This window comes from Pseudomonas sp. UW4 (genome assembly GCF_000316175.1).
Lineage (GTDB): Bacteria > Pseudomonadota > Gammaproteobacteria > Pseudomonadales > Pseudomonadaceae > Aquipseudomonas > Aquipseudomonas laurylsulfatiphila.
Map to the genome: position 1 here is coordinate 4,730,630 of NC_019670.1, position 25,912 is coordinate 4,756,541.

The window sequence follows — 25,912 nt, forward strand, 5'->3', positions numbered from 1 at the left end:
GTGCTAGCATATCGCGCATATTTGGAGGACCCATGGTCGAACACGATTTCCGCTACAGCCTGATGAACCCGCAACACACCCTCACCGAATGCCGCGCCCTGGTGCCGGGGCGTTATCAGGTCACCGGCAACGGTGGCTCGATTCGCAACAACGACGTGCTGGTCGTGACCCTCAAGGGCGCCAAGGACTTGTCCATGCGCCTGACCGTCGAAACGGTTCGCCACCTGATCAATCCGCCCGGCCAATGGGTCGCGGTGGCCAGCGGTCCGGTGTTCGGCGAACTGGCGATCCATACCTGGCAAGTGAACTGCGACAGCTGCGCCAAAGCGCTGAGCTTCGAGTTCGCCGTCGACGCCAAGCTGGGCAACAAGGCTGAAAAACCTGCCGCCACCGCGAGAATTGCCGAGCTGGGCTGGACTACCGTCGGCGAGAAACACCTGTGCCCGAAATGCCAGGAGCCTGCGTGATGAAACGCCTCGCTCTGAGCGCGATGGCCGGTGCCAGCCTGCTGGGCTGCGCCGCCGAGCCGGTGCAGCTTGAACACAATCGCAGCTACATCCTGGAGTGGATCGGCGAGCGGCCGCTGATGGACTACAGCCACCTGACCATCACGCTCGGTGAAGATGGCCGGGCCTACGGCAATGGCGGCTGCAACCACTGGTTCGCGCCGTACACCCTGGATGGCGACAAACTGACCTTCGGCAAAATCGGCAGCACCCGCAAACTGTGCGCGCCGGCGCTGATGGAGCAAGAAAAACGCTTCCTGCAGGCCCTGGAAAACGTCCAGCGCTGGGACGTCTCCCCGATCGAGCAGATCCGCTTCTGGCCAGCCGAAGGCAAGCCGCTGCGTTGGTGGCTTGAGGAAGGTTGATCGCCTCCTCTTCTGCATCCTGGTGACACCTGTGGTGAGGGGGCTTTGTGGCGAGGGGGCTTGCCCCCGTTCGGCTGCGTAGCAGTCGTAAAACCGACACGCACGGTGAGCCTGACGAAATGAAGTGACCGGGTTTAGGGCTGCTTCGCAGCCCAACGGGGCGGTGCGGCGTTCCGAAAAGCCCCCTCGCCACAAAAAGCCAGCTCGCCAGAAGTAAATACAATCCTCTGATCAATTCTTCGCCTGCAACGCCTCAAGCTTCGCCATCACCCCCGCCGCCGTCTGTTCACCCATCAACTGCTCACGCACCTTGCCCTTGTTATCGATGATGTACGTCACCGGCAATGCCTCGCTGCGCGGCAATTCGAACAATTCGGCAGGGTCCTGGGCCAACACCGTGAACTTGATCCCCAGTTTCTCGCTCGCGTCCTTCAGTTCCTGACCCTGGACGTTGTCGAAGTTAACCCCGAACACACCGATTTTCTTGTCCTTGAGTTGCTCGGCCAGGGTGTTCAACTCCGGGATTTCGGTACGGCAGGGTCCGCACCATTCTGCCCAGTAGTTGAGTACCAGCCATTTGCCGTCCAGTCGGTCGGCGGCGATCTTGTGGCCGTCCTGGTCGATGCCATAGTCATTCCCGCAGCCCCCCAGCATCAACGCTCCGATGATCGCCAATGCTGCTGCCAGTCGCCTTGTCATGTCGTGTTCCTTGTCAAAAATTGAATGCGCCTGCGACCCATCGCCTCTCACGGTTCTGGATTGCGTGCTGCACAGTTAGAATAGCCGCCACCTTACGCAAGATGCGACCCGCTCATGACCGATCTGACGCTTTATCACAACCCGCGCTGCTCGAAATCCCGCGGTGCGCTGGAACTGCTAGAAGCCCGTGGCCTGACCCCGACCGTGGTGCGTTACCTGGACACTCCGCTGGACGCCACGCAAATCCAGCGCCTGCTGGGCAAGCTGGGGATCAGCGCTCGGCAACTGCTGCGCACCGGCGAGGACGAGTACAAAACTCTCAATCTGGCCGACAGCAGCCTGAGCGAAGCACAATTGATTAGCGCCATCGCCGCCCACCCGAAACTGATGGAGCGACCGATTCTCGAAGTCGGTGACAAAGCCGTCATCGGTCGCCCACCGGAGCAGATCCTGGAACTGTTGCCATGAGTGCACCGTACATTCTGGTTCTGTACTACAGCCGCAGCGGCTCGACCAACGAAATGGCCCGGCAGATAGCCCGTGGCGTCGAACAGGCCGGGCTTGAGGCCCGCCTGCGCACGGTGCCGGCGATTTCCACCGAGTGCGAAGCCGTTGCGCCGCAGATTCCCGACGAAGGCGCGCTGTATGCCAGCCTCGACGACCTGAAGAACTGCGCCGGCCTGGCACTCGGCAGCCCGACCCGCTTCGGCAATATGGCCGCACCGCTCAAATACTTCCTCGACGGCACCAGCAACCTGTGGCTGACCGGCGCCCTGGTGGGTAAACCGGCCGGCGTATTCACCTCCACCGCGAGCCTGCACGGCGGCCAGGAGACGACCCTGCTGTCGATGATGTTGCCGTTGTTGCACCACGGCATGCTGATCACCGGCCTGCCTTACAGCGAATCGGCACTGCTGGAAACCCAGGGCGGCGGCACACCCTACGGCGCCAGCCACCACGCCGGTGCCGATGGCAAAAGCGGCCTGGATAGCCATGAAGTGGCGCTGTGCCGCGCGCTGGGCATGCGCCTGGCCAAGACTGCACAGAAACTGGAGAGCTGAAATGGCCAGGAAGCCGAAGATTCTCCCCGCCATTGACTGGCTCGAGCCTCGGGTGCGGGCGATGCGTGTCATCAGCCTGCTGTGCTTTTCGGGGCTGGTGGGCCTGCTGTGCGTCTACTACCTGCTGATCGCCGACCTGCATGGCGCCCGGCCATGGGTGATTCTGCTGATCGAACTGGTGCCACTGCTGATACTGGCGCCGGGCATGATCATCGGCAGTCCTCGCGGGCATTCATGGATGTGCTTTGTGGTGAACCTGTATTTCATCAAGGGCGCATTGGCCGCTTATGACCCGAATCGGCAAATCTTCGGCTTGCTGGAGATGGGCGCAAGCCTGGCGGTGTTTTGCTCGGCACTGCTGTATGTGCGCTGGCGTTATCAGTTGAACCGCAAGCTGGCTGGCGAGGGCGAGACGTCCGTCGCCTGACAGAAAAGATCGCAGCCTTCGGCAGCTCCTACAGGGGAATGTGTAAACCTGTAAGAGCTGCCGAAGGCTGCGATCTTTTTGGCCACCCCACCCATCAATGATTGACGGTGTACGCCAGCATCATCGAAATCTGGCTCATCGGCCGCCCGCCACTTTCCTCATGCCACTGGTTGAACACGTCCTGCACCAACGCCAGGTCGCGCAGACTGTTCGGCACCTTGTCGATGATGTCTTGCGCATTCAGCGCCGCGACCACGTCGTAGCTCGGCACAAAGGTGTCCTTGCCGATCATCCGCAGGAAGCGCGGGGCTGACAGGCCACCCAACTGATGTCCGCGTTTTTTCAGGAAGGTCCAGAGCCCGACGATATCGGTCACCGGCCAGTCGGCGATCAGTTCGCCGAAGCTGCCCTTTTCATGGGTCACGTCCAGTATGAATTGCGCATTGCGCGGCACACTCTTGAGCTTGCCCAGGTGACGGATGATCCGTGTGTCCTGCATCAGCCGCTCAAGGTGCTCAGCGCTCATCAGCACGACTTTTTCCGGGTCGAACCTGAAGAACACCTCTTCGAAGGCTGGCCACTTGGCATCCACCAGGCTGTGCTTGAGTCCGGCGCGAAATACCCGTAGCGCCATCATCGAGAGGTAGCGATCGTCGCTGATCTTGCGCAGTTGCGCGGGAGTCTTGGGAACGGGCAGATGGGCTTCCAGTTCAGCCGCCGAACCGAAGCGGTTCAGACAGTATTCATTGAGCCACTTGTAATCGCGCATGCCCTCTCCTGAGGATTGAAACGAAAAACAAATGTGGGAGCGGGCTTGCTCGCGAAGGCGGTGCGTCATTCAACATTGATGTCGACTGACACTACGCATTCGCGAGCAAGCCCGCTCCCACAGTTTTAATCAGAGGTTGACCACGTTGACGAAGCGCGATGCGGCGCTTTCGTCGATCTTGAGGCTGGTGAAGTCAAACAGGTTGCGGTCCGCCAGTTGCGACGGGATCACGTTCTGCAGGCTGCGGAAAATGCTCTCGGTACGGCCCGGGGTCTTGCGTTCCCAGTCCTGCAGCATTTCCTTGACCACCTGGCGCTGCAGGTTTTCCTGGGAACCACAGAGGTTGCACGGAATGATCGGGAATTGCTTGAAGTCCGAGTAGGCCTGGATGTCTTTTTCGTTGCAGTAGGCCAGCGGGCGGATCACCACGTTACGACCATCGTCGGCGCGCAGTTTCGGCGGCATGGCCTTGAGCGAACCGTTGAAGAACATGTTCAGGAAGAACGTTTCGACGATGTCGTCGCGGTGGTGACCCAGGGCCATCTTGGTCGCGCCAATTTCATCGGCGAAGGTGTAGAGCGTGCCGCGACGCAGGCGCGAGCACAGCGAGCACGTGGTCTTGCCTTCCGGAATCAGCTCCTTGACCACCGAATAGGTGTCTTTCTCGACGATGTGGTACTCGATACCCAGTTCTTTCAGGTAGGCCGGCAGCACGTGCTCCGGGAAGCCCGGCTGCTTCTGGTCCATGTTCACGGCCACGATCTCGAACTTGATCGGCGCGACCTTCTGCAAGTGCATCAGCACATCGAGCATGGTGTAGCTGTCCTTGCCACCGGACAGGCAGACCATGACCTTGTCGCCGTCTTCAATCATGTTGAAATCGGCAACCGCCTCACCGGCCTGTCGGCGAAGGCGCTTTTGCAGTTTGTTCTGGTTGACCGTGAGAGTGCCCATGACGCGAAATCCGTGAGGTGTGACGAAAGGCGGGCATTTTACGCAAATTCTTTGCACTTGTGGCGAGGGGGCAACATCTCTAGCTCACTACAGACCCTGCAGCGATTAACAACCGGGTTTACAGCGCAATTTGCTCTAAAGCCCCTACACCCTCTGGGGAAACTCCTCCCTATACTGCGACATAAGGTCGCTTACATATTTCAGACCTGTGACTTGCTTGGCCGCATTGGCCCGTAGGCGCTCCACTGGGGGGCGACGGTAAAGACAAGAGGAGTGACTGGCATGATCCATCACGTAGTGGGGCTCTTCACCCACCCTGACCAAGAATGGAAAGAAATCCGTGGCGACCAGGAGGAAAGCATCAGCCACATGTACCTGACCCATACGCTGATCCTGGCGGCCATCCCCGCCGTGTCTGCCTTCATTGGCACCACGCAGGTCGGCTGGGTCATTGGCAATCGGCCTCCCGTGATGTTGACCGTAGAAAGCGCGATATGGATGACGGTCATGTCGTACCTGGCGATGCTCGGCGGTGTCGCGGTCATGGGCGCATTCATTCACTGGATGGCCCGCACCTATGACGCCAACCCAAGCCTGGCCCGCTGCATTGCATTTGCAACCTACACCGCGACACCCTTGTTCATCGGCGGCCTCGCGGCCTTGTACCCGCACTTGTGGCTGGGGATGATCGTCGGCACTGCAGCCATCTGCTACACGGTGTACTTGCTGTATGTGGGCTTACCGACGTTCATGAATATTCCATCTGACGAGGGCTTCCTGTTTTCAAGTTCAGTGCTCGCCGTAGGCCTGGTGGTGCTGGTCGCCATCATGGCGTTCACTGTGATTGTCTGGGGACTCGGCGTGGGGCCGGTCTACACCAATTAGCCGCTCATCACCGAAAATCGGAAATGCCGATAAAGGCCGCCGCGAGGTGGCCTTTTCATTCTTCAGCAAGGAGAAAGTCCACGACCATTCGGCAACCTGGTGATTCGCACGGCCCGAGGGTTGCGGCATACTCGAGCGCTCTGGAGATCCATCAAGCATGCCCGAGCAACTCAATTCCCGCGTCGAAGACTGTTTCCAACTAGCCGAATCCTTTTTCAAACGACCTTTCAAGCGCCCCGTGGTGAGCCTCAAACTGCGCGGACAAAAAGCCGGTGTCGCGCATTTGCACGAGAACCTGCTGCGCTTCAACCCGCAGCTGTACCGGGAGAATACCGAGGATTTCCTCAAGCAGACCGTGGCCCATGAAGTCGCGCACTTGATCGCCCACCAGCTGTTCGGCGACCGCATCCAGCCCCATGGCGAAGAGTGGCAATTGATCATGCGCGGCGTATACGAACTGCCGCCCAACCGCTGCCACACCTATGACGTCAAACGCCGCAGCGTGACCCGTTACATCTACAAATGCCCGTGCGCCGACAGCGACTTCCCGTTCTCGGCCCAACGCCACAGCCTGGTGCGGCAAGGGCGGCGGTATCTGTGCCGGCGGTGTCGCAACACCTTGGTGTTCAGTGGGGAGATGCGGGTCGAGTAGTTGGATTTTCGGTGTTTGTGCGGCCGCCATCGCGAGCAGGCTCGCTCCCACAGGGGATCTGCGGCGTGACACAAACCCAGTGTGGGAGCGAGCCTGCTCGCGAAGGCGGCCTGACAGGCCCTAGAGAATCACCTTGGCTCGCCGCAATTGATCAATCCGCTCGACACCAAACCCCAACTCCCCCAACACCTGATCCGTATGCTGCCCCAGCGCCGCGCCGATATGCTTCGGCTCAGGCAAGCCTTGCGAAAATTTCAACGGGCACGCCATCTGCGCCTGGGTTGAGCCATCGCCCCGCGGCACTTCGGCAACCAACTCCCGCGCCTGCAACTGTGGATGACACAGCGCTTCTCCCAGGCTCAACACCGGTTCGACGCACGCATCCAGTTCCGCGAACAGCGCACGCAACTCGGCAAAGTCATGCTTTTCGAATTCGACCTTCAGCGCGTCTTTTAGCTTTTTCTGATGCGCCGGTTGCGGTGACAGGCCCAGGCCAGCCAGTTCCTCCAGCCCCAACGCCGTGCACAACTGCTTCATGAACACCGGCTCCAGACTGCCCACCGACAGCCAGCGCCCATCCCGGGAGCGGTAGTAATCGTAAAAGCTGCCACCATTGAGCACCTGGTTTTCCGGCCCCGGCTCGACGCCACAGGCCAGATATCCGGCACCCGCCAGCGCATTCAGGCTGAACGCGCAGTCGGTCATGCTGACATCCAGGTGCTGGCCCTGACCGGTTTGCTGCCGGGCGATGACCGCCGCCAGCAAGCCAATCACCCCGTGCAGCGAACCACCGGCGACATCCGCCACCTGCATGCCCAACGGCAGTGGCCCACTGTCGGTTCGGCCGGTGTAACTCGCCAGCCCGGACAAGGCCAGATAGTTGATATCGTGGCCGGCGCGGTCCTTATAGGGGCCGGTCTGGCCGTAGCCGGTGATCGACACATAAATCAGTTTTGGGTTGATCGCCTTCAGGGCCTCATACCCCAGCCCCAGTCGCTCCATGACACCGGGGCGGAATTGCTCCAGCACGATGTCGTAGTCCTGCAACAGCTGCTTGATGACATCCAGCGCCTCAGGCTGTTTGAGGTCCAGGGCAAGGCTGCGCTTGTTGCGGTTGAGATAGGCATGACTGGCCGACACCCCTTGATCGTGGGGCGGCAACACCCGCAGCAGATCCATGCGGGTCGGTGATTCGATGCGCAGCACTTCGGCGCCCATGTCCGCCAGCAGCAACGAGGCGAACGGCCCCGGCAGCAGTGTCGAGAAATCCAGAACCTTGAGTGATGCCAATGGACCGAGCATGAACGTTCTCCTTCAACGAAGCCTCCAGCCTAGGCAGCCAACGACATTGCAGCAATCACCTTATGCGCCACTTGCAATGACCGTTACGCTCAAACGCCAGGCATGAAAAAACCCGCCGAAGCGGGTTTTTCATTACAACAAGACTTACTTGGCGTTAGCCGGGGCTAACTCTTCGTCGTGCCCCAAAACATCGTCTTTAGGCTCGTCGGCAATGCCGCGCCCACCCGAAGCCAGTTCGGCTTGCAGCACGTCAGTGTCCAGTTCCTTGACCCACTTGGCCACAACGATGGTCGCCACGGCGTTACCGATCAGGTTGGTCAGGGCACGTGCTTCGGACATGAAACGGTCGATACCGAGGATCAGCGCCAGGCCGGCAACCGGCAGGTGGCCGACGGCGGACAGCGTTGCAGCCAGTACGATGAAACCGCTACCGGTCACACCCGCAGCGCCTTTGGAAGACAGCAGCAACACCACCAGCAGGGTGATCTGGTGCGTGATGTCCATGGGCGTATCGGTTGCCTGGGCAATGAACACCGCGGCCATGGTCAGGTAGATCGCAGTACCGTCGAGGTTGAACGAGTAACCGGTCGGGATCACCAGGCCTACTACGGATTTCTGTGCGCCCAGACGCTCCATCTTGATCAGCATGCGTGGCAGCACCGATTCCGAAGAAGAAGTACCGAGCACGATCAGCAGCTCCTCACGGATGTAGCGGATCATTTTCAACACGCTGAAGCCGTGCATGCGGGCGATGGAGCCCAACACGATCAGGATGAACAGCAGGCAAGTGATGTAGAAGCACGCCATCAGTTGACCCAGTTGCACCAGCGAGCCGACACCGTAGGCACCGATAGTGAACGCCATGGCACCAAAGGCACCGATGGGCGCGAGCTTCATGATCATGTTGATGATGTTGAACATCACGTGGGCGAAGCGATCGATGAGGTCCAGCAGCGGCTTGCCGTAGGCTCCAAGGCGATGCAGGGCGAAACCGAAGATCACCGAGAACATCAACACTTGCAGGATGTCGCCGGTGGCGAAGGCGCCGACGATGGTGCTAGGGATCACGTTCAGCAGGAAGCCGACGACGCTTTGGTCGGCACCGGCCGCCACATAAGCGGCAACCTTGGAGGCATCGAGGGTGGCGACGTCGATATGCATGCCATTACCTGGCTGCACAATGTTGACCACGACCAGACCGACCAGCAAGGCAATGGTCGACACGATTTCGAAGTACAGCAGAGCATAACCACCGGTCTTGCCGACGGACTTCATGTTCTGCATGCCGGCGATGCCGCTGACAACGGTACAGAAGATGATCGGGGCGATGATCATTTTGATCAGCTTGATGAACCCGTCGCCCAGTGGCTTAACGGCCACACCGAGCTGTGGATAGTAGTGACCGAGGGCAATACCGATGACAATTGCAACGATCACCTGGAAATACAGGGATTTGTACAGTGGCTGACGAGTCGTCATTGCAAAGTTCCTCAAGGGTGCCCGGTGACAACATCCATCTGTTGCCCGCAACACCGCAATTGCGAACCCTCCTGCACTGGAGGGATTTGTTTTTTCGAGCTGCGCAACGGCAGGCCTCTGGACGTTGTATCGCAAGGCCCGTGCCACCTTCCGTAAAATCCCTGCATGCCTTTTGATATCAGGGTCGCAGCAAAGTCCCTGCCACCGAACGGTTACATGCATGTGGCGGATTTCCGCCCTTCCACTAAAAGTCGTCCTGCAATTTGGCGGATATCCGCCCTGTTCATGCCCGCAGTGCACAGCTACCATCCGTCGTTCAACGGTCAGGCCTGCTGCCATGCGCGAACGCACCATCGCCAGTCATTTCGCCCTCGCCGCCCTGGGTGGTGCGCGTCGGCACGGCTACGATTATTCGGGCCTGCTACAACAACTGGGGATCAGCCCCGAGTTGCTTGATGAACCCCGGGCGCGCATCGCTCCAGAGCAATTCACCCAACTGATTCAGGCCTTATGGCTGGCACTGGACGACGAGTACCTGGGGTTCGGGCAAGCCCCGAGCAGACCGGGCAGCTTCGCGATGATGTGCCATGCCGTGATCCACTGCCGCAGCCTGGATAAGGCACTCAATCGCGGCTTATTGTTTTACAGCCTGTTCCCCGGGGCTCCACGCTTGACCCTGACTCACGAGGACGAATGGGTCCGCCTGAGCCTGGACGACTCGCAGCTTTGGGACCCGGACCACTTTCTGACCGAGGCTCTGCTGGTGATCTGGCACCGTTTCGGCAGCTGGCTGATCGGCCAGCGCATTCGCCTGGAACAGGCCACGTTCAGCTACTCCCGACCGGAACACGGCGCCGAGTACGACCTGCTGTTTTCCTGCCCGCTTGAGTTTTCCAGCCCCCAGAGCAGCCTGTTGTTTCACAGCCGCTACCTGGCCATGCCGCTGTTGCAGGATGAGCGCACCCTCAAGCATTTCCTCGAGCGCTCCCCCGCCGACCTGCTCTCGCGCCCGGATGATGGCGACAGTTTGAGCAGCCGCTTGCGGCGCTTGCTCAGCCGCGACAGTTCACGCTGGCCCGACCTGGAAGCCGTGGCCGCGCACTTGCACATCAGCCCGCAAACCTTGCGCCGGCATTTGAGGGAAGAGGGTTCGAGCTTTCAGGAACTGAAGGACCAGTTGCGCCGGGACATCGCGATTTACCACCTGAGCCGCGCTGACCTGTCGTTGCAACAGATCGCCGAGCAACTGGGGTTTTCCGAACCGTCGGCGTTTCACCGGGCGTTCAAGAAGTGGACCGGGCTGACACCGGGGGCCTATCGGGCGCAGGAACACTGAAATTCAAGGCCGATTTTTTTGCTGTCTTCACTGGCCTCTTCGCGAGCAAGCCCGCCCCCACAATGGCCGCAGTTGTTCACAAATCATCTGACTCACTCAAAACCCTGTGGGAGCGGGCTTGCCCGCGAAGAGGCCCGAAAGAACACTATCAAACGCCAGGTCAAACCACCGGGAAATGAATCCGGAACGCCGCCCCGCCCATCGGTGAATCCCCCAGGGTCAGCTGGGCGCTGTAGCTCTCGATGATGTCCTTGACCACCGCCAGGCCGATGCCCTGCCCCGGATGCTGACGGTCCAGCCGCTCGCCGCGCTCGAGAATCCGTGCGCGCTGATCCTGTGGTACGCCGGGGCCGTCGTCCTCGACACACAACTCGGTGCCGCTGAGGGTTTCACGCACGCTGATGCGTATTTCGCCGAGGCACAGGCGATAGGCGTTTTCCAGCAAGTTACCCATCATTTCCAGTAAAGCACCCTGCTCGATCGGTACATGGCACGGGTCGGGCAGGTCGAACGCAACGTGCACGCGCTTGTCGCGATAGACCTTGTCCAGCGTGTCGCACAGACTTTTCAGCACCGGGTGCAAGTGCACCTGATGACGTACCAGACCGCTCTTGCGCAGACTGGCGCGCTGCAACTGGTAGCTGATCTGCTGGCTCATGCGCTCGATCTGGGTTTGCAGCACCCAGGCCTGATCGCGATCCTCGGGACGCTGGGCCATGTCTTCACTGACGCCCTGCAACACCGCCAGGGGCGTTTTCAGGCTATGGGCCAAGTCGTCGAGGGAATCACGGTAGCGACTGCGCTGCTCACGTTCACTATGCAGCAAGCGGTTGAGGGAACCGGTCAGGCGCAGCAATTCCCGGGGATGTTCCTCGCTGAGGCTTTCGCGGGTGCCACCTTCGATCTGGTCCAGCTCCTGGCTCAAGCGCCGCAATGCCTGCAAGCCCCAGGTCAGGCCGATCCACAGCAACGCCAACAGCACCAGCAGAGCCGCGCCAAAACCCAGATAGAGATTTTCCCGCAGGCCCTCGAGGGTTAGTTCGTACTCGCGAACCGGCTGCAACGCCACGATGCTGAAGGCTGCACTTTTGCCGCCGAGCAACTTGACCTCGACGTCGTAGACGAAGAACTCCTGGCCGTTGGCTTCGCGGATGCGCGCAAACTCGTTACCACGTCCGTCATAGCGTGGCTTGTAATTGATGCGCTCTTCCCGGGTCGCCTTTGAGCGCCAGACCAGACGCCCTTCACGGTCATAGATATAGCCGAGCAGCCGGCTATCGGTGAGGTTGAAGCGTTCGTCGGGCAATTGCGCCGGCATCTGCAGGCTGTTGTTCTCCACCCGGGCGGCGGAGATCAACGTAGTCACGTCCGATGCCAGACGCTGCTCGATGGAGTCCTGCAACGCCAGGCTGAAGGCACCCTGCATCGCCGGCAGCAACGCCAGCATGAACAACACCGCCAACAGCGTGGCGGCGAGCATCAAGCGAATGCGCAGCGAACGGATCAAGTGCAACGCTCATTGAACAGGTAACCCAGGCCGCGCACGGTGTCGATCGGCTTGAATCCGCCCGGCCCCTCCAGTTTTCGGCGCAGACGGCCGACCAGCACCTCGATCACATTCGGATCACGCTCGTCGTCATCCGGGTAGAGCTGTTCCATCAAGCGGTCCTTGGGCACCACTTGCTGATGGTGGCGCATCAGGTATTCGAGAATGCGGTACTCATACGCGGTCAGTGCCAGCGGCTGTTCGTCGAGGGACGCCTGCTTGCGGTTGAGATCCAGCAGCAAGGGACCGGCGACGATGGTCGACTGGGTGAAACCGCTGGAGCGGCGCAGCAAGGCATTCAGACGAGCTTCCAGCTCTTCGAACTGAAACGGCTTGACCACGTAATCGTCGGCGCCGGCGGCCAGGCCTTCAACCTTGTCCTGCCAGTTGCCACGCGCGGTGAGGATCAGGATCGGGAAGACCTTGCCACCTGAACGCAACTGGCGGATCAGGTCAAGCCCGCTCATGCCCGGCAGACCGAGGTCGATCACCGCCAGGTCAAAGTTGAACTGCGCGGTCTGGTACAGCGCCTCCTCGGCGTTGGCCACGGACTCGACCACATGGCCGCTCTCCGTCAGGCGGGTTTGCAGGTGATGACGCAGCAACGCTTCATCTTCGACGACCAGCAGTTTCATAACGCTCTCCCGGGCAAATCAACATCTCCAGAGGCACAACGTCGCACCTCAATGGCTAACAGGGCAACGCCGGATCAGTCACTCGGGCTGATCCGGCGCAGGCCGTTCACGAAACGCTTGTCAGAAAGCGTAGTTGGCGGACAGGTAAGTCTGGGCGCTGCTGGTCAGGTCCAGCGAACCCTGCTTGCTGCCACCGCGCTCACTCATCTCGGTGCTGGCGTTGCTGCGCAGGTAACGGTAACCCAGTTCAACCGAGGTGTTCTGCGAAACCTGTTGCAGCACACCCACCTGGCCACCGATGGCATAGCCAATATTGCTGTCGCGGCTGAAGCCTGGCGACTCCTGGGTCATTTTGGTCAGGCCCGCCGTGGCGCCGCCGAACAATTTGGTGCTGCCGCCCACCGGGTAGAACAGATCGTAGCTGCCCAGGAGGTTTTCCTGACGCAGTTTAATGCCGCTGTGCGAGCCCGACACGTTGTCGTAAGTGGCGTAGTAACGGCCCTGGCTATTCTGCTGGCCCAAACGAACACCCCAGGTGGTGTCCTTGCCGATCACACCATCGGCGTTCGGGTGATTGAGGCTGTCGTTCAGGGCGTGGGATTTTTTGATCTTGTCGCTGGTCTGTCCAAGAGTAAGGCTGGCGAAGTTGTCGTCGGAGGCGAAGGCTGCGGTGCTTGCGCCCAGAACCGTGAATGCCAGAAGCAGTTTTTTGAATGCAGTCATTGGGGAGTTTCCTCATGTGCCGTTTGTTTTTGGGGTACGAGGCAAGGTTACGCACCGCGCCCTGAACTCCCCCTGAACGCACTCTGAACCTGAGCTGAACCGCCCTTTCCCGAATGTTTCGACACGTTTCAACAGGAGACCCGACCCTGCGCATGTTCTTCGTTGCCCTTCTGCTGGCCTTGAGCGGGCTCAGCCAGGCTGCCATCCCAGTGCAAGGTTCCAGGCCGGGCTCGAACTACTGAAAAAACAACCGCAGACCGATCCACTTAAAATCGCCGCCATCGGCTACTACCCAGTCCCAAGCCAACCCGGCAAAATGCCTGACATGAATTCAACCCCCGCCCTGCCCGTCTGCTGCACCCCCCTCGATGACCACTGGCCGCTGCCGTTCGTGCTGCCCGATACGGTCCTGTTGAGCACTCACTTCGATAGCGCCCGACTGGCCAGCGATGACTTTCAGCGCAGCGCAGTGGAGGTGCCGGCGAGCATTCAGCGCTCTGTCGCCAAACGGCAGGCGGAATTTCTCGCCGGGCGGGTGTGTGCCCGGGCCGCGTTACAACGCCTGGAAGGTCTGAGCGTCATTCCGGCCATTGGTGAAGACCGGGCACCGGTCTGGCCTGCTCATATCACGGGTTCGATCACCCACAGCACGGGCCGGGCCGCGGCGATTGTCGCGAACAAAAGCCATTGGCGCGGCCTGGGCATGGACCTGGAAAACCTGCTCAATGTCGAACGCGCCGAACGCCTGGCCGGGGAAATCCTCAACCCGCCGGAGCTACAGCGCATGGCGCTCGGTCCTCGCGAGCAACGGGCGTTGCTGGTGACCCTGACGTTCTCGGTCAAGGAAAGCCTGTTCAAGGCACTCTATCCGATCGTTCAGCAACGGTTTTATTTCGAGCACGCCGAAGTGCTGGAGTGGCGTGAGTCGGGTGAGGTGCGGTTGCGACTGCTCACGGACTTGTCCCGCGAATGGCGCAACGGCACCGAGCTGGATGCGCAGTTCGGGGTCAAGGATGGGCAGTTGTTGAGTCTGGTCAGTATCAAGGCCTGAGGGTTTTCGGAGCTTGGCAGGGCCCCTTCGCGAGCAAGCCCGCTCCCACAGGTTTTGTGTCGTACACAAGTCAACTGTGGGAGCGGGCTTGCTCGCGAAAGCGGTTGAACATTCAACGGAAATCTCAACGCTTCTCCTGATTGCGCGGCCAGCTCAGGCTGAAACACGCCCCACCCAGACTCTTGCTCTTGCCGATCAACGCACGCCCGTCATGCCAATGGATGATGCGCCGCACGATCGACAACCCCAGCCCATGCCCGCCCGACGCACGGGTGCGGCTGTCGTCCAGACGCAGGAACGGCGTAAAGATCTTCTCCCACGCCGACTCCGGCACCCCCGGTCCGTCATCCTCGATATCCACCCGGCAGCGTTGCTGCCCCACCTGATAGCTGATGGTCACCCGTGATTGGGCATGGCGCATGGCATTGCTCACCAGGTTCTGGATCGCCCGGTGCAGATAACGTGGTTCGGCCTCGACCCAGGCATCGTCGTTATCAGCGGCCGACAGGCACAAACCCCGCTGTACCGTGACGTCGGCACGCAACGGCGCCAGTTCCTCAATCACCTGGTTGACCAAGGCATCCAGATCGATCCGCTGGAAGTTCAGTGCCGGAGAACCCTGTTCAAGGCGAGCGTAAGTCAGCATCTCGTCCACCAACCGGTCGAGATCCTCGATGTCGTTGTCCATGCCCTGGCAGTATTTTTCCAGGGCTTGCGGCGTGGTGGCCGAGCCGATCATCTCCAGGCCAAAGCGCAGGCGCGCCACCGGCGTGCGCAATTCGTGGGACACCGCGCGCACCAGTTCGCGCTGGATCGCCAACAACTGTTGCAAGTGCTCGGCCATGCCGTTGAACGCCGAGGCCAGCCGTCCCACCGAGTCCGCGCCGCGCGCTGGCACGCGGGTTTCCAGGCTGCCCTGGGCAATACGCGTAGCGGCGGCCTCCAGGCCACGCAAACGCCGCTCGAGCTGGCGCACCAACAGATAAACGATCAAACCGATCAGCGTCAGGCCCAACGCGGCGATCAGCACCAGCCATTGCGGGGGATAAGGATTCATCTGATACAACGGGCCGATTTCCAGGACCCACGGTGTTCCGACCATGCCGGCAAACACCCGGATCGAATCGCCTCCCTTGCCCAACGCCATCACGGTGTCGCCCTCGGACACCCGGCGGCTCTGGTCTTCGTCCATGTCCGCCTCGTCAACCGTGACCAGGCGCAGGTCGAAGCCAAAGCCCTTGTCCTGCTTCAATTGCGCCAGACGCAGGGGCTGATCGGCAACGGGGGTGCGCACCAGTTCATCGGTCAACAGGTAGATGGTCGCCCGGGCCAGTTGCTCGCTGATCTGCTGCACTTCGCCGGTCAGCATCAACTGTTCCTTGTCGCTGACCAGCTTGTAGACCTTCGCCGCGTGCGGGCCGGTCTGCTCCACCAAAGCCTGGCCGCGCAACACACGAGTGCGCTGGGTAAGGTCCAGGTCAGTCTCGGCAAAGGTTTTCAACGCCAGCGGAATGCCCAGCAACCGTTCCCACACCAGCAAGGCCCGATGGCGCTCGGTCTGGTTCATCGGTTGCAGGTTGTCGGCCATCAGCGAAAACGTGCCATGCGCCAGGCGCTCGCGGTATTGCTCGCTGCGCACCTGATTGAGCAGGTGCAAGGCCAGCACACCCAGCACCGCCACCAGAATCAGCGCGGCACACATGCCGCCATAGATACGCAGGAAGATCGAGTTCACAGGGTCTGATCTACGCAAGCCTCGGGAACGAACAGATAGCCTTTGCTGCGCACGGTCTTGATCAGCCGTGGATGCTCCGGGTCATCGCCGATCTTGGGGCGGATGCGCGAGATGCGCACATCGATGGAACGGTCCTGACCGTCATAACCGATACCTCGCAGCGCAGTGAAGATCTCTTCCCGGGAGAGAATGCGCCCGGCATTGGCCACCAACAGCCAGAGCAAGTCGAATTCGGCGCTGGTCAGCTCGATGCCGTTGCCCTGCAACCAGGCTTCGCGCAAGGCGTTGTCGACGATCAGCGGGCCGAACTGCAGACGCCGCTGTTTTTCCGGGGCGACTTCAGGCGTTTCGCTACGGCGCAGCAGGGCCTGGATGCGCGCCAGCAGCAGGCGCGGGCGTACCGGTTTGCAGACGTAGTCGTCAGCCCCCAGGTCCAGGCCGAGGATCTGGTCGGTATCATCGGTGCGGGCGGTGAGCATCAGGATCGGGCCGTCATAACGGGCGCGAACCTTGCGGCAGATGCTCAGGCCATCTTCGCCGGGGAGCATCAGGTCGAGGATCACCAGGTCCGGTTGCTCCTTGATAATGCGGTTCGCAGCGAGGGCGCCATCCCCTTCGATCGACACACGCAGGCCATTGGCTTCCAGGTAATCGCGGGTCAGTTCGGCCAGTCGCTGGTCGTCCTCCACAATCAATACCTGCCAGGCTTCTTGCTCCACGGATGACCTCTGCTTGCCAAAACCACTAATAAGGAAGGATCCGCCCGTTTTCTTGTAATGATTCGGGGGGACAAATATGTATACACGCTGAGCCGAATGTATAAACGCCGCCCGTCGAGAACACAAGCGGGTAAATGCGTTCGGACAACGCGGTTTTTTGTGATAGGGTTCGCGCCCTTAAAAATCCGACCGACCGTTTTCGATCGCAGAAAATCGCTGAAAAAAGGTCCGGTCCAGCAGCGTCGCGGCCTACACGCTGGTTCCCTCTTTCACACACAATTTACGCACAGGTTTATCCACAGGTAGTACGTTGCAATCCCCCCCTAAAACGCATTATCTTGTAGCCCGGCGCTAAAAAAACCCTAGATATAGGGTTTTGCGCAAAAAACCAAACACAAACCAGACACCAATTTCAAGCGCTTTTATTGCCTCTGTCCGGTTGAACCAAGCGTATTTTCGAAAGACCAAACCGCGCATGCGGATGGCTACTGTGTTTCGGCCCCGAGTGGTGAAAACGGTACGGGTGTTGCAGTCCCAACTGTCACCTGCAAAGGACCAAGGTTTCAGGCCCAAGGCGTGAGACCAAAGACTTCGGCATGGAAGCGGCGCCCCATAAAGCCCCCTTCCTACTGTCCCGAAGTTGTTATGCCCGGCGCTCGCCGGTTGTAGTGCTTCAGGACGGAACGGTGGGCACCGTGATGGTGCCCAAACAAACATAGAGAATGTGGAGACACTCCCCCATGCAAACCGACACAACTCGCGAGAACCCGCAGGGCACCTTGCCGCAGGCCGCTGATTCGAATTCGGATCTGTCCGCCACCGCGCCTGGCCAACTGCGCGTGATCAAGCGTAACGGCACTGTCGTTCCCTACACCGATGACAAAATCACCGTCGCCATCACCAAAGCGTTTCTCGCAGTTGAAGGCGGCACCGCTGCTGCCTCGTCGCGAATCCACGACACCGTTGCCCGCCTGACCGAACAGGTCACCGCGACCTTCAAGCGTCGCATGCCATCGGGCGGCACCATCCATATCGAAGAAATCCAGGACCAGGTCGAACTGGCCCTGATGCGTGCCGGCGAGCAGAAAGTCGCTCGCGACTACGTGATCTACCGTGATGCCCGTTCCAAGGAACGTGCCGTTCGTACCACCGAAGAGCCGGTACAAGCGCACCCCTCGATCCGCATCACCCGTGCCGACGGCAGCCTGGCGCCGCTGGACATGGGCCGCCTGAACACCATCGTCACCGAAGCGTGCGAAGGCCTGGAAGAAGTCGACGGCGACCTGATCCAGCGCGAAACCCTGAAGAACCTGTACGACGGCGTGGCCCTGACCGACGTCAACACCGCCCTGGTGATGACTGCCCGTACCCTGGTTGAACGCGAGCCGAACTACTCGTTCGTGACCGCCCGCCTGCTGATGGACACCCTGCGTGCCGAAGGCCTGGGCTTCCTCGGCGTCGCCGAAAGCGCCACCCACCACGAGATGGTCGACCTGTACGCCAAGGCGCTGCCGGCCTACATCGCCAAGGGTATCGAGTACGAGCTGCTGAACCCTGAGCTGGCCTCCTTCGACCTGGAAAAACTGGGCAAGGCGATCAACCACGAGCGCGACCAGCAATTCACCTACCTGGGCCTGCAGACCCTGTACGACCGTTACTTCATCCACAAGGATGGCGTGCGTTTCGAACTGCCGCAGATCTTCTTCATGCGCGTGGCCATGGGCCTGGCGATCGAAGAAAAAGACCGCGAAGCCCGTGCCATCGAGTTCTACAACCTGTTGTCGTCCTTCGACTACATGGCTTCGACCCCGACCCTGTTCAACGCCGGTACCCTGCGTCCACAGCTGTCGAGCTGCTACCTGACCACCGTGCCGGATGACCTGTCGGGCATCTACCACGCGATCCACGACAACGCCATGCTGTCGAAATTCGCGGGCGGCCTGGGCAACGACTGGACGCCGGTTCGTGCGCTCGGTTCGTACATCAAGGGCACCAACGGCAAATCCCAGGGCGTTGTTCCATTCCTCAAAGTAGTGAACGACACCGCCGTTGCCGTTAACCAGGGTGGCAAGCGCAAAGGCGCTGTGTGTGCCTACCTGGAAACCTGGCACATGGACATCGAAGAGTTCATCGAGCTGCGCAAGAACACCGGTGATGACCGCCGTCGTACCCACGACATGAACACCGCCAACTGGATCCCTGACCTGTTCATGAAGCGTGTCTTCGATGACGGCAAGTGGACCCTGTTCTCGCCATCCGAAGTGCCGGACCTGCACGACCTGACCGGCAAGGCCTTCGAAGAGCGCTACGAGTACTACGAAGCCCTGACCGAGTACCCGGGCAAGGTCAAGCTGTTCAAGACCATCCAGGCCAAAGACCTGTGGCGCAAAATGCTGTCCATGCTGTTCGAAACCGGCCACCCGTGGCTGACCTTCAAGGACCCGTGCAACCTGCGCAGCCCGCAGCAGCACGTCGGCGTGGTCCACAGCTCGAACCTGTGCACCGAGATCACCTTGAACACCAACAAGGACGAGATCGCCGTTTGCAACCTGGGCTCGATCAACCTGCCGAACCACATCGTCGACGGCAAGCTGGACACCGCCAAGCTGCAACGCACCGTGAACACCGCCGTGCGCATGCTCGATAACGTGATCGACATCAACTACTACTCGGTGCCGCAAGCGAAGAACTCCAACTTCAAGCACCGTCCGGTCGGCCTGGGCATCATGGGCTTCCAGGACGCCTTGTACTTGCAGCACATCCCTTACGGCTCCGACGCTGCCGTCGATTTCGCCGACAAGTCGATGGAAGCGGTCAGCTACTACGCGATCCAGGCTTCCTGCGACCTGGCCGACGAGCGCGGCTCGTACGAGACGTTCCAGGGTTCGCTGTGGTCCAAAGGCATCCTGCCGCTGGATTCGCAACAGATCCTGATCGAGGCCCGTGGCCAGAAGTACATCGATGTCGACCTGAACGAAACCCTGGACTGGGCACCGGTTCGCGCCCGTGTACAGAAAGGCATTCGTAACTCCAATATCATGGCCATCGCACCGACCGCGACCATCGCCAACATCACCGGCGTATCGCAGTCGATCGAACCGACCTACCAGAACCTGTATGTGAAATCGAACCTGTCGGGCGAATTCACCGTGATCAACCCGTACCTGGTTCGCGACCTCAAGGCTCGCGGTCTGTGGGACTCGGTCATGATCAACGACCTGAAGTACTACGACGGTTCGGTGCAGCAGATCGAGCGCATCCCGCAAGAACTCAAAGAGCTCTACGCGACCGCCTTCGAAGTGGACACCAAGTGGATCGTCGACGCTGCCAGCCGTCGTCAGAAGTGGATCGACCAGGCTCAGTCGCTGAACCTGTACATCGCCGGCGCCTCGGGCAAGAAGCTGGACGTGACCTACCGCATGGCCTGGTACCGTGGCCTGAAAACCACTTACTACCTCCGTGCCCTGGCCGCGACCAGCACCGAGAAGTCGACCATCAACACCGGCAAGCTGAACGCTGTTTCCAGCGGCGGCAACCACGGTGAAGATTCGGTCCTGGCAGCGCCTGCCGGCCCTGCTCCAGTGCCGAAGGCTTGCGCCATCGACGAGCCGGATTGCGAAGCTTGCCAATAAGCTGAGCCAACAAGCGCCGCAAGGCGCTTACTCGAAACCCCCGATCTGCCTCTGGCGGGTCGGGGGTTTTCTTTTGCCTCAAGGAAAGCGGTGACTGATCTGACGCTTTCGCGGGCAAGCCCGCTCCCACAGGGGACCGAGTCTTTCCAGATAAACACGATCAACTGTGGGAGCGGGCTTGCCCGCGAAGAGGCCATCACCTCCAACACAAAACCTCAGGCCACAAAAAAGCCCCTCTCTCGAGGGGCTTTTTATGCAGCGCGGCCCAGCATCAAGCCATCTGAATGATGGTCTGCATGATGGTGCTCTCGGTAGAAATGGTCTTGGCGTTCGCCTGGTAGTTGCTCTGTCCCTTGATCAGGTCGACCAGTTCGTTGGTCAGGTTGACGTTGGACTCTTCCAGGGAATTGGAAACGATCGAACCCAGGGTGCCAGTCTGCGGCGCATCGTAGCCCGGGATGCCCGAGGTGTAGGTTTCTTTCCAGCTGGAGCCGCCTACCGGCTGCAGGCCTTGCTCGTTGGTGAAGCTGGCCAGGGAAATCTGGCCGATCGGCTTGGTCTGGTTGTTGCTGAAGTTGGCCAGCAGCACGCCGCTGCCGTCGATGGTCAGGTTGGTGATCTGGCCAGTGGCATAACCGTTCTGCGATGGAATCGAGCGCGCAGTGTCGGCGTTGAACTGGGTGGTGTTGGCCATGGCGATGGTCAAACCAGCCGGATCGGCTGCGGCGCCGTTGGCTGTCCAGACGCCATTGGTGACACTGCCCGGAGTCCAGTTGGTGATCTTCAGGTCACTGCTGATCACCGAAGTCGGTGGCGTGGTTGGCGGCGTCACGGGTGTGCTGACCGAAGTCAGTTTGCCGGTGGAATCGAACGACATGGTCGAAGCAATCGGAGCGGTAACCTTGGGATCACTGCCATCGGGGTTGCGACCATCGATCAGGGTGTAGGTGTCCCAGGTGTTCGCGCCAGTCTTGACCATGTATTGATCCATGGTGTGCTGATTACCCTGAGTATCGAAGATCGGGGTACTGAACGACTTGGTAAAGGTCTCGGTCTTGGACGGATCGAACTTGTTGGCCGCAACCGTCTGGTCGATCACCGGCGACGTCGAATTCAGGTTGATCGTCGACGACACGTTGCTGGTGGACTTCGGCGCCAGGTTGGAGGTGTCGATCCGCAAGTCGGTCAGCACGCCATTGACGATCTTGCCGCTGGAGTCCACACCGTAGCCTTGCAGGCGGGCAGTACCGTCGCTGTTGGTGACGTAGCCATCCTTGTCGGTCTTGAACGTACCGGCACGGGTGTAGGTCAGCGAACCGTTGTTGTTCAGGACAAAGAAACCGTTGCCCTGGATACCCATGTCGAGCACGTTGCCGGTGTTGCTCACGTCACCCTGGGTGAACTGCTGGGAAACGTTGGCCAGGCGCACGCCGTTGCCGACGGTCTTGCTGCCGGTGCCCAGGCGAGTCGCCGAGTACACGTCTTCGAATTCTGCACGGGACGATTTGAAACCGGTGGTCGCGACGTTGGCGATGTTGTTGCCGGTCACGTCCAGTTGTTTGTTGGCTGCAAAGAGACCGCTAAGGCCGATATTGAAAGACATCATCCACTCCTTTATGCCGGGTTAGTCGGCTTTACATACCAATGGTTTGTACTTTGGACAGGGCAACGCTGCCCAGCCCGGCCAGATTGAGCATCAACTCACCGCCGGTCTGGCTGATGGTCACGCTGTTGACGGTCGCGGGCAGGTTGGTGATCAACGCGACGGACTGGCCATCGATCGTAGTCGTGGCGCCGAAGGTGTAGGTGCCCGCAGGTACCGTCTCACCCGCATCGTTCTTGCCGTCCCAGATGAAGCTGGCGTTGCCGGCCTTCTGCGAGCCGAGGTCGATGGTGCGCACGGTCTTGCCCGTTGAATCGGTGATCTTCAGGGTGGCGGACGCCACCGAAGACGGCACCACCACCGTGCCGCTGAGGCTCTTGGTGGTATCGACCACAGCCTTGTCACCCGGGGCAATGACCGAACGGCCGACCAGCGACGACGCCTGCAAGGCCTGGGACGAGTTGTAGTTGCTGGCCAGGCCGCTCACGGTATCGTTGAGCGTGGTGATGCCTTCCAGGCTGCTGAACTGCGCCAACTGGGCCACGAACGCACCGTTGTCCTGAGGCTCCAGCGGGTTCTGGTTTTTCAACTGGGTCACCAGCAACTGCAGGAACGCATCCTTGCCCAGGGCCTGGTTGCCCGAGGCGCTGCCGGCTGCCGAGGCGAGGCCGTCAGCCGTGGTGTTGGTCTTGATCGAAGAGTTGGCCAGGATGTCGTTGAGGCTCAAACCACTGGTGGAATCGGTAACACTCATCTGAGTCGCCCCTTATCACTGACCGAGAGTCAGGACTTTCTGCATCATGGTTTTGGCGGTGTTCATCATTTCGGCGTTGGTCTGGAACGAACGGCTCGCGGAAATCATGTCGGCCATTTCTTCAACCACGTTGACGTTCGGGTAGTAGACGTAGCCCTTGGCATCGGCGGCCGGATGGTTCGGCTCGTAGCGCGCCTCGAGATTGCTCTGGTCTTCAACCACACCCAGCACCTGCACGCCTTGGCCGGCGGCGTCCTGGCTCTGGAACAGCGAGTCGCTGCCGCCGCTCTGGCCGCCCTGGAACATGGTGGCGAACACCGGGTGACGCGCGCGGTAGGTCTGGTCGATGCTCGACGAGACGGTCTCGGCGTTGGCGATGTTCGAAGCGACGGTGTTCAAACGCGTGGTCTGCGCACTCATGCCGCTACCGGCAATGTTGAAAACACTGGATAGAGACATGACTTACTCTCCGCGCAGGGCTGATACCAGCCCTTTGAATTTGCTATTGAGCAGGGTGAAGCTGGCCTGGAAATTGACCGCGTTTTGCGCGTAGTTCGACTGTTCCAGCTGAGCGTCCACGGTGTTCTGGTCGATCGACGGTTGCATCGGCGTGCGATACAGCAACGACTCGTCGCCATTGCCCAGACCTTCAGCTTCGATATGACGGTTGTTGGTCATGTTCAAGGCGAAGGTGCCGCTTTTGGCTTTCTCGTTCTGCTCGGCGAGCACTTTCGAGAAGTCCAGGTCCCGAGCCTTGTAGTTCGGGGTATCGGCGTTGGCGATGTTATTGGCCAGGACTTCGGCACGCTGGGCGCGGAAGCCCAGGGCTTGTTCGTGGATACCGAGCGCTTTATCGAAGCTGATGCTCATGTCGGGAAACCTTCGGGTGACCTGATTTTTCGTAGGATCAACTTAGCAAGCCCCATGCCAATTCAATAAAGCCCGGAAACCGGGGCTTTGCCGGACATGGCAACGCGGCAATGCCAGAAAAGCGGCAACGGTTTTCCGCCGCCTGCCGCTTTTCTGCCGCTTGATCCACTTTCGAGAGCACCACCTAACAACTGTGGGAGCGGGCTTGCTCGCGAAAGCGGTGTGTCAGAAAAACAAATACTGACTGACCAGACGCTTTCGCGAGCAAGCCCGCTCCCACAAGGGATTTGTGGTGTGTTGGAGAGATATTGCGGACAAAAAAAGGGAGCCCTTGAGGACTCCCGCCAACCGTTCACTTCGCCTGGTAAATGATCCCCGGACTGCACTGGACCATCTGGTAATGATCCGGCAAACCGTTCAACGCTTCGGAAGCGCCGAGGAAGAGGTAACCACCGGGCTTCAACGTGCTGTGGATGCGCAACAGGATGTCCTTCTTCACCTCGGCGGAGAAGTAGATCAGCACGTTGCGGCAGAACACGATGTCGAACTTGCCGAGGCTCGCGTAACTGTCCAGCAGGTTGAACGAACGGAATTCCACCCGGCTCTTGATCGGCGCCTTGATCGCCCAGCGTCCCGGCCCTTTCGGGTCGAAATAACGCTGCAGGCGCTCGGGCGACAGACCGCGGCCGATGGCCAGGCTGTCGTACTCGCCGGTCTTGCAGTTGTTCAGCATGGTGCCGGACAGGTCGGTGGCAACGATCTGTACGCCCATCCTCAACTGGCCCATGTTGACCCGTTCGAACTCGTCGATGGACATCGACAGCGAATACGGTTCCTGGCCCGACGAGCAAGCCGCCGACCAGATACGCAGACGCTGGCCAGGGCTGGCCTTGATCGCTTCGGGAAGGACCTTGTTCTTCAAGACTTCAAACGGGTAGGTGTCACGAAACCACAGGGTTTCGTTGGTGGTCATGGCATCCACCACCTGTTCGCGCAAACCGCTGCGCGGCTGGGTCTGCATGCGCTGAACCAACTCCCCCAAAGACTTGATGCCTTGCTGTTCCATCAGTTTGTTGAGACGGCTGGAGACCAGGTACTGCTTGTTTTCACCGAGCAAAATGCCACAGGCTTTTTCCAGGAATACCCGGAACTGTTCGAAATCCAAATTACCCGTAGACAATGATGCCGCCTCTTAAATCGTGTTGACTGCCAGGGGCGCAGGCCCCTAGCTGATATCTGCTGCTTTGATCCGGTCGACTACCCGGGATGCCAGGTCATCAGGACGGAATTTGGCCAGGAAGTCATCGGCACCGACCTTCTTGACCATCGCCTGATTGAATACCCCCGACAACGAAGTATGCAGGATGATATGAAGCTTTTGCATGCGCGGGTCGTTGCGGATTTCCGCCGTCAGGGTGTACCCGTCCATCTCCGGCATCTCGATGTCGGAGATCATCATCAGGAACTCTTCTTCCGGCTTCTTGCCCTCATCGACCAGTTTGCGCAGGTAGTCCAGCGCTTGCCGACCGTCGTTCAACGCCACCACTTCGACGCCGACCGTTTGCAGGCAACGCGTGACCTGCTTGCGCGCCACCGAGGAATCGTCGACCGTCAGCACGCGCAACGAGAGCGCCTTGTGCTGGGTTTCAACATCCACCACGCCGACGGAAATCGCTTCCGGCGTCGGTGCCACTTCCGCGAGCACCTTCTCGACATCGATGATTTCGACCAACTGATTGTCGACCCGCGTCACCGCCGTCAGGTAGTGATCGCGCCCGGTGCCCTTGGGTGGCGGATGGATCTCCTCCCAGTTCATGTTGACGATGCGCTCCACCGAGCGCACCAGGAAACCCTGGGTCTTGGTGTTGTACTCCGTGATGATCACGAACGGATTGTTCTTGTCCTTCAACGCACCGGAGCCGGTCGCCATCGCCAGATCAAGGATCGGAATGGTCGCCCCCCGGATGTTCGCCACACCGCACACGACAGGACTGGACTTGGGCATCAACGTCAGTTGGGGGCATTGCAGCACCTCCCGAACCTTGAACACGTTGATCCCGTACAGCTGCTGGCCGTCGAGACGGAACAACAACAGCTCAAGGCGATTCTGCCCCACCAGTTGCGTGCGCTGGTTTACCGAATCCATTACACCAGCCATGCCCAGACTCCTACACCAACGCCAAGTGTTGTTGCGACGCGCCTTCATCAC

At 60.1% G+C, this 25,912-nt stretch carries 26 protein-coding genes and 1 pseudogene; 11 read left to right on the forward strand and 16 right to left on the reverse strand.

Annotated features, from left to right (window positions below):
* The first annotated feature begins 32 nt into the window (after window positions 1-32).
* Both PPUTUW4_RS20875 and PPUTUW4_RS20880 read left to right on the forward strand, forming a co-directional pair.
* Window positions 33-467, forward strand: a complete 435-nt coding sequence (locus PPUTUW4_RS20875; RefSeq protein ID WP_015096451.1) for a hypothetical protein — start codon at window positions 33-35, stop codon at window positions 465-467.
* Window positions 467-871, forward strand: coding sequence for an META domain-containing protein (locus PPUTUW4_RS20880; protein WP_015096452.1), 405 nt, complete (start codon window positions 467-469; stop codon window positions 869-871). The genes PPUTUW4_RS20875 and PPUTUW4_RS20880 overlap by 1 nt, the downstream gene beginning before the upstream one ends.
* A 231-nt stretch (window positions 872-1,102) precedes the next feature.
* Here the strand turns inward: PPUTUW4_RS20880 and PPUTUW4_RS20885 are convergent, their stop codons facing one another.
* Window positions 1,103-1,570: a TlpA disulfide reductase family protein gene (locus PPUTUW4_RS20885; protein WP_015096453.1), complete on the reverse strand. Its 468-nt coding sequence runs from the start codon at window positions 1,568-1,570 to the stop codon at window positions 1,103-1,105.
* 114 nt (window positions 1,571-1,684) lie between these two features.
* On the opposite strand from PPUTUW4_RS20885, the gene arsC reads away from it, so the two are divergent.
* From arsC to PPUTUW4_RS20900, 3 genes are read left to right on the forward strand one after another with little or no spacing between them, the layout of a single operon-like run.
* Complete coding sequence (gene arsC / locus PPUTUW4_RS20890) at window positions 1,685-2,038, forward strand: arsenate reductase (glutaredoxin) (RefSeq protein WP_015096454.1); 354 nt, start codon at window positions 1,685-1,687, stop codon at window positions 2,036-2,038.
* Window positions 2,035-2,631, forward strand: a complete 597-nt coding sequence (gene wrbA, locus PPUTUW4_RS20895) for an NAD(P)H:quinone oxidoreductase (protein ID WP_015096455.1) — start codon at window positions 2,035-2,037, stop codon at window positions 2,629-2,631. Before arsC ends, wrbA begins: the two co-directional genes overlap by 4 nt.
* A gap of 1 nt (window position 2,632) precedes the next feature.
* A complete protein-coding gene (locus PPUTUW4_RS20900; RefSeq protein ID WP_015096456.1) occupies window positions 2,633-3,058 on the forward strand; it encodes a DUF2069 domain-containing protein in 426 nt (141 codons plus the stop codon).
* A 94-nt stretch (window positions 3,059-3,152) separates the two neighbouring features.
* Here the strand turns inward: PPUTUW4_RS20900 and PPUTUW4_RS20905 are convergent, their stop codons facing one another.
* Window positions 3,153-3,827, reverse strand: coding sequence for a DNA-3-methyladenine glycosylase I (locus PPUTUW4_RS20905; RefSeq protein WP_015096457.1), 675 nt, complete (start codon window positions 3,825-3,827; stop codon window positions 3,153-3,155).
* Window positions 3,828-3,956: 129 nt separating this feature from the next.
* Window positions 3,957-4,781: a tRNA 2-thiocytidine(32) synthetase TtcA gene (gene ttcA / locus PPUTUW4_RS20910; RefSeq protein ID WP_015096458.1), complete on the reverse strand. Its 825-nt coding sequence runs from the start codon at window positions 4,779-4,781 to the stop codon at window positions 3,957-3,959.
* A 282-nt stretch (window positions 4,782-5,063) separates the two neighbouring features.
* Between ttcA and PPUTUW4_RS20915 the strand changes: the two genes are divergently transcribed.
* Window positions 5,064-5,666, forward strand: a complete 603-nt coding sequence (locus tag PPUTUW4_RS20915; protein WP_015096459.1) for a Yip1 family protein — start codon at window positions 5,064-5,066, stop codon at window positions 5,664-5,666.
* Between the two features lie 157 nt (window positions 5,667-5,823).
* Window positions 5,824-6,318: a SprT family zinc-dependent metalloprotease gene (locus PPUTUW4_RS20920; RefSeq protein ID WP_007980095.1), complete on the forward strand. Its 495-nt coding sequence runs from the start codon at window positions 5,824-5,826 to the stop codon at window positions 6,316-6,318.
* 120 nt (window positions 6,319-6,438) lie between these two features.
* Here the strand turns inward: PPUTUW4_RS20920 and PPUTUW4_RS20925 are convergent, their stop codons facing one another.
* Window positions 6,439-7,620 (reverse strand): CaiB/BaiF CoA-transferase family protein, encoded by a 1,182-nt coding sequence (locus PPUTUW4_RS20925; RefSeq protein ID WP_015096460.1) that lies wholly within the window; start codon window positions 7,618-7,620, stop codon window positions 6,439-6,441.
* Window positions 7,621-7,764: 144 nt separating this feature from the next.
* The gene (locus tag PPUTUW4_RS20930) at window positions 7,765-9,099 is read right to left on the reverse strand and encodes a dicarboxylate/amino acid:cation symporter (RefSeq protein ID WP_015096461.1); all 1,335 of its coding nucleotides are present in this window, start codon (window positions 9,097-9,099) and stop codon (window positions 7,765-7,767) included.
* Window positions 9,100-9,436: 337 nt separating this feature from the next.
* On the opposite strand from PPUTUW4_RS20930, the gene PPUTUW4_RS20935 reads away from it, so the two are divergent.
* Window positions 9,437-10,435, forward strand: coding sequence for an AraC family transcriptional regulator (locus PPUTUW4_RS20935; RefSeq protein WP_015096462.1), 999 nt, complete (start codon window positions 9,437-9,439; stop codon window positions 10,433-10,435).
* A gap of 160 nt (window positions 10,436-10,595) precedes the next feature.
* On the opposite strand, the gene PPUTUW4_RS20940 is transcribed toward PPUTUW4_RS20935, so the two are convergent.
* The 3 genes from PPUTUW4_RS20940 to PPUTUW4_RS20950 all read right to left on the reverse strand — a co-directional run bounded on the left by PPUTUW4_RS20940 (window position 10,596) and on the right by PPUTUW4_RS20950 (window position 13,339).
* Window positions 10,596-11,942 (reverse strand): ATP-binding protein, encoded by a 1,347-nt coding sequence (locus PPUTUW4_RS20940; RefSeq protein ID WP_015096463.1) that lies wholly within the window; start codon window positions 11,940-11,942, stop codon window positions 10,596-10,598.
* Window positions 11,939-12,616: a response regulator transcription factor gene (locus PPUTUW4_RS20945; RefSeq protein ID WP_015096464.1), complete on the reverse strand. Its 678-nt coding sequence runs from the start codon at window positions 12,614-12,616 to the stop codon at window positions 11,939-11,941. Before PPUTUW4_RS20945 ends, PPUTUW4_RS20940 begins: the two co-directional genes overlap by 4 nt.
* Window positions 12,617-12,736: 120 nt before the next feature.
* The gene (locus PPUTUW4_RS20950; RefSeq protein WP_015096465.1) at window positions 12,737-13,339 is read right to left on the reverse strand and encodes an outer membrane protein H1; all 603 of its coding nucleotides are present in this window, start codon (window positions 13,337-13,339) and stop codon (window positions 12,737-12,739) included.
* 211 nt (window positions 13,340-13,550) lie between these two features.
* Here PPUTUW4_RS20950 and PPUTUW4_RS30395 point away from each other — a divergent pair.
* Both PPUTUW4_RS30395 and PPUTUW4_RS20955 read left to right on the forward strand, forming a co-directional pair.
* Window positions 13,551-13,628: pseudogene (locus PPUTUW4_RS30395) on the forward strand (hypothetical protein); the annotation flags it as partial.
* 36 nt (window positions 13,629-13,664) lie between these two features.
* Window positions 13,665-14,390: a 4'-phosphopantetheinyl transferase superfamily protein gene (locus tag PPUTUW4_RS20955; protein ID WP_227698103.1), complete on the forward strand. Its 726-nt coding sequence runs from the start codon at window positions 13,665-13,667 to the stop codon at window positions 14,388-14,390.
* Window positions 14,391-14,514: 124 nt separating this feature from the next.
* Here the strand turns inward: PPUTUW4_RS20955 and PPUTUW4_RS20960 are convergent, their stop codons facing one another.
* Together PPUTUW4_RS20960 and PPUTUW4_RS20965 are read right to left on the reverse strand one after the other, a co-directional pair.
* Window positions 14,515-16,125 carry an ATP-binding protein gene (locus PPUTUW4_RS20960; protein WP_015096467.1) on the reverse strand — a complete coding sequence of 537 codons (1,611 nt, stop codon included), beginning with the start codon at window positions 16,123-16,125 and terminating at the stop codon, window positions 14,515-14,517.
* Window positions 16,122-16,844 (reverse strand): winged helix-turn-helix domain-containing protein, encoded by a 723-nt coding sequence (locus tag PPUTUW4_RS20965; protein WP_007980115.1) that lies wholly within the window; start codon window positions 16,842-16,844, stop codon window positions 16,122-16,124. The genes PPUTUW4_RS20960 and PPUTUW4_RS20965 overlap by 4 nt, the downstream gene beginning before the upstream one ends.
* 740 nt (window positions 16,845-17,584) lie before the next feature.
* Here PPUTUW4_RS20965 and PPUTUW4_RS20970 point away from each other — a divergent pair.
* Complete coding sequence (locus tag PPUTUW4_RS20970; protein ID WP_015096468.1) at window positions 17,585-20,476, forward strand: ribonucleoside-diphosphate reductase subunit alpha; 2,892 nt, start codon at window positions 17,585-17,587, stop codon at window positions 20,474-20,476.
* Between the two features lie 271 nt (window positions 20,477-20,747).
* On the opposite strand, the gene flgE is transcribed toward PPUTUW4_RS20970, so the two are convergent.
* From flgE to PPUTUW4_RS21000, 6 genes are all read right to left on the reverse strand, one after another.
* Window positions 20,748-22,079 carry a flagellar hook protein FlgE gene (flgE, locus tag PPUTUW4_RS20975; RefSeq protein ID WP_015096469.1) on the reverse strand — a complete coding sequence of 444 codons (1,332 nt, stop codon included), beginning with the start codon at window positions 22,077-22,079 and terminating at the stop codon, window positions 20,748-20,750.
* Window positions 22,080-22,110: 31 nt separating this feature from the next.
* Window positions 22,111-22,833: a flagellar hook assembly protein FlgD gene (flgD, locus tag PPUTUW4_RS20980; RefSeq protein ID WP_015096470.1), complete on the reverse strand. Its 723-nt coding sequence runs from the start codon at window positions 22,831-22,833 to the stop codon at window positions 22,111-22,113.
* 15 nt (window positions 22,834-22,848) lie between these two features.
* Window positions 22,849-23,292, reverse strand: a complete 444-nt coding sequence (gene flgC, locus PPUTUW4_RS20985; protein WP_007980123.1) for a flagellar basal body rod protein FlgC — start codon at window positions 23,290-23,292, stop codon at window positions 22,849-22,851.
* 3 nt (window positions 23,293-23,295) lie between these two features.
* Window positions 23,296-23,703 carry a flagellar basal body rod protein FlgB gene (gene flgB / locus PPUTUW4_RS20990; protein ID WP_015096471.1) on the reverse strand — a complete coding sequence of 136 codons (408 nt, stop codon included), beginning with the start codon at window positions 23,701-23,703 and terminating at the stop codon, window positions 23,296-23,298.
* A 352-nt stretch (window positions 23,704-24,055) separates the two neighbouring features.
* The gene (cheR, locus tag PPUTUW4_RS20995) at window positions 24,056-24,883 is read right to left on the reverse strand and encodes a protein-glutamate O-methyltransferase CheR (RefSeq protein ID WP_007980127.1); all 828 of its coding nucleotides are present in this window, start codon (window positions 24,881-24,883) and stop codon (window positions 24,056-24,058) included.
* A gap of 45 nt (window positions 24,884-24,928) precedes the next feature.
* A complete protein-coding gene (locus PPUTUW4_RS21000; protein WP_015096472.1) occupies window positions 24,929-25,861 on the reverse strand; it encodes a chemotaxis protein CheV in 933 nt (310 codons plus the stop codon).
* Between the last annotated feature and the right edge of the window lie 51 nt (window positions 25,862-25,912).

Bases quoted from the DNA above. Each gene is read 5' to 3' on its own strand.
- PPUTUW4_RS20875 (WP_015096451.1), top strand. From the start codon at position 33: ATGGTCGAACACGATTTCCGCTACAGCCTGATGAACCCGCAACACACC.
- PPUTUW4_RS20880 (WP_015096452.1), top strand. From the start codon at position 467: ATGAAACGCCTCGCTCTGAGCGCGATGGCCGGTGCCAGCCTGCTGGGC.
- PPUTUW4_RS20885 (WP_015096453.1), bottom strand. From the start codon at position 1,570: ATGACAAGGCGACTGGCAGCAGCATTGGCGATCATCGGAGCGTTGATG.
- arsC (WP_015096454.1), top strand. From the start codon at position 1,685: ATGACCGATCTGACGCTTTATCACAACCCGCGCTGCTCGAAATCCCGC.
- wrbA (WP_015096455.1), top strand. From the start codon at position 2,035: ATGAGTGCACCGTACATTCTGGTTCTGTACTACAGCCGCAGCGGCTCG.
- PPUTUW4_RS20900 (WP_015096456.1), top strand. From the start codon at position 2,633: ATGGCCAGGAAGCCGAAGATTCTCCCCGCCATTGACTGGCTCGAGCCT.
- PPUTUW4_RS20905 (WP_015096457.1), bottom strand. From the start codon at position 3,827: ATGCGCGATTACAAGTGGCTCAATGAATACTGTCTGAACCGCTTCGGT.
- ttcA (WP_015096458.1), bottom strand. From the start codon at position 4,781: ATGGGCACTCTCACGGTCAACCAGAACAAACTGCAAAAGCGCCTTCGC.
- PPUTUW4_RS20915 (WP_015096459.1), top strand. From the start codon at position 5,064: ATGATCCATCACGTAGTGGGGCTCTTCACCCACCCTGACCAAGAATGG.
- PPUTUW4_RS20920 (WP_007980095.1), top strand. From the start codon at position 5,824: ATGCCCGAGCAACTCAATTCCCGCGTCGAAGACTGTTTCCAACTAGCC.
- PPUTUW4_RS20925 (WP_015096460.1), bottom strand. From the start codon at position 7,620: ATGCTCGGTCCATTGGCATCACTCAAGGTTCTGGATTTCTCGACACTG.
- PPUTUW4_RS20930 (WP_015096461.1), bottom strand. From the start codon at position 9,099: ATGACGACTCGTCAGCCACTGTACAAATCCCTGTATTTCCAGGTGATC.
- PPUTUW4_RS20935 (WP_015096462.1), top strand. From the start codon at position 9,437: ATGCGCGAACGCACCATCGCCAGTCATTTCGCCCTCGCCGCCCTGGGT.
- PPUTUW4_RS20945 (WP_015096464.1), bottom strand. From the start codon at position 12,616: ATGAAACTGCTGGTCGTCGAAGATGAAGCGTTGCTGCGTCATCACCTG.
- PPUTUW4_RS20950 (WP_015096465.1), bottom strand. From the start codon at position 13,339: ATGACTGCATTCAAAAAACTGCTTCTGGCATTCACGGTTCTGGGCGCA.
- PPUTUW4_RS20955 (WP_227698103.1), top strand. From the start codon at position 13,665: ATGAATTCAACCCCCGCCCTGCCCGTCTGCTGCACCCCCCTCGATGAC.
- PPUTUW4_RS20970 (WP_015096468.1), top strand. From the start codon at position 17,585: ATGCAAACCGACACAACTCGCGAGAACCCGCAGGGCACCTTGCCGCAG.
- flgE (WP_015096469.1), bottom strand. From the start codon at position 22,079: ATGTCTTTCAATATCGGCCTTAGCGGTCTCTTTGCAGCCAACAAACAA.
- flgD (WP_015096470.1), bottom strand. From the start codon at position 22,833: ATGAGTGTTACCGATTCCACCAGTGGTTTGAGCCTCAACGACATCCTG.
- flgC (WP_007980123.1), bottom strand. From the start codon at position 23,292: ATGTCTCTATCCAGTGTTTTCAACATTGCCGGTAGCGGCATGAGTGCG.
- flgB (WP_015096471.1), bottom strand. From the start codon at position 23,703: ATGAGCATCAGCTTCGATAAAGCGCTCGGTATCCACGAACAAGCCCTG.
- PPUTUW4_RS21000 (WP_015096472.1), bottom strand. From the start codon at position 25,861: ATGGCTGGTGTAATGGATTCGGTAAACCAGCGCACGCAACTGGTGGGG.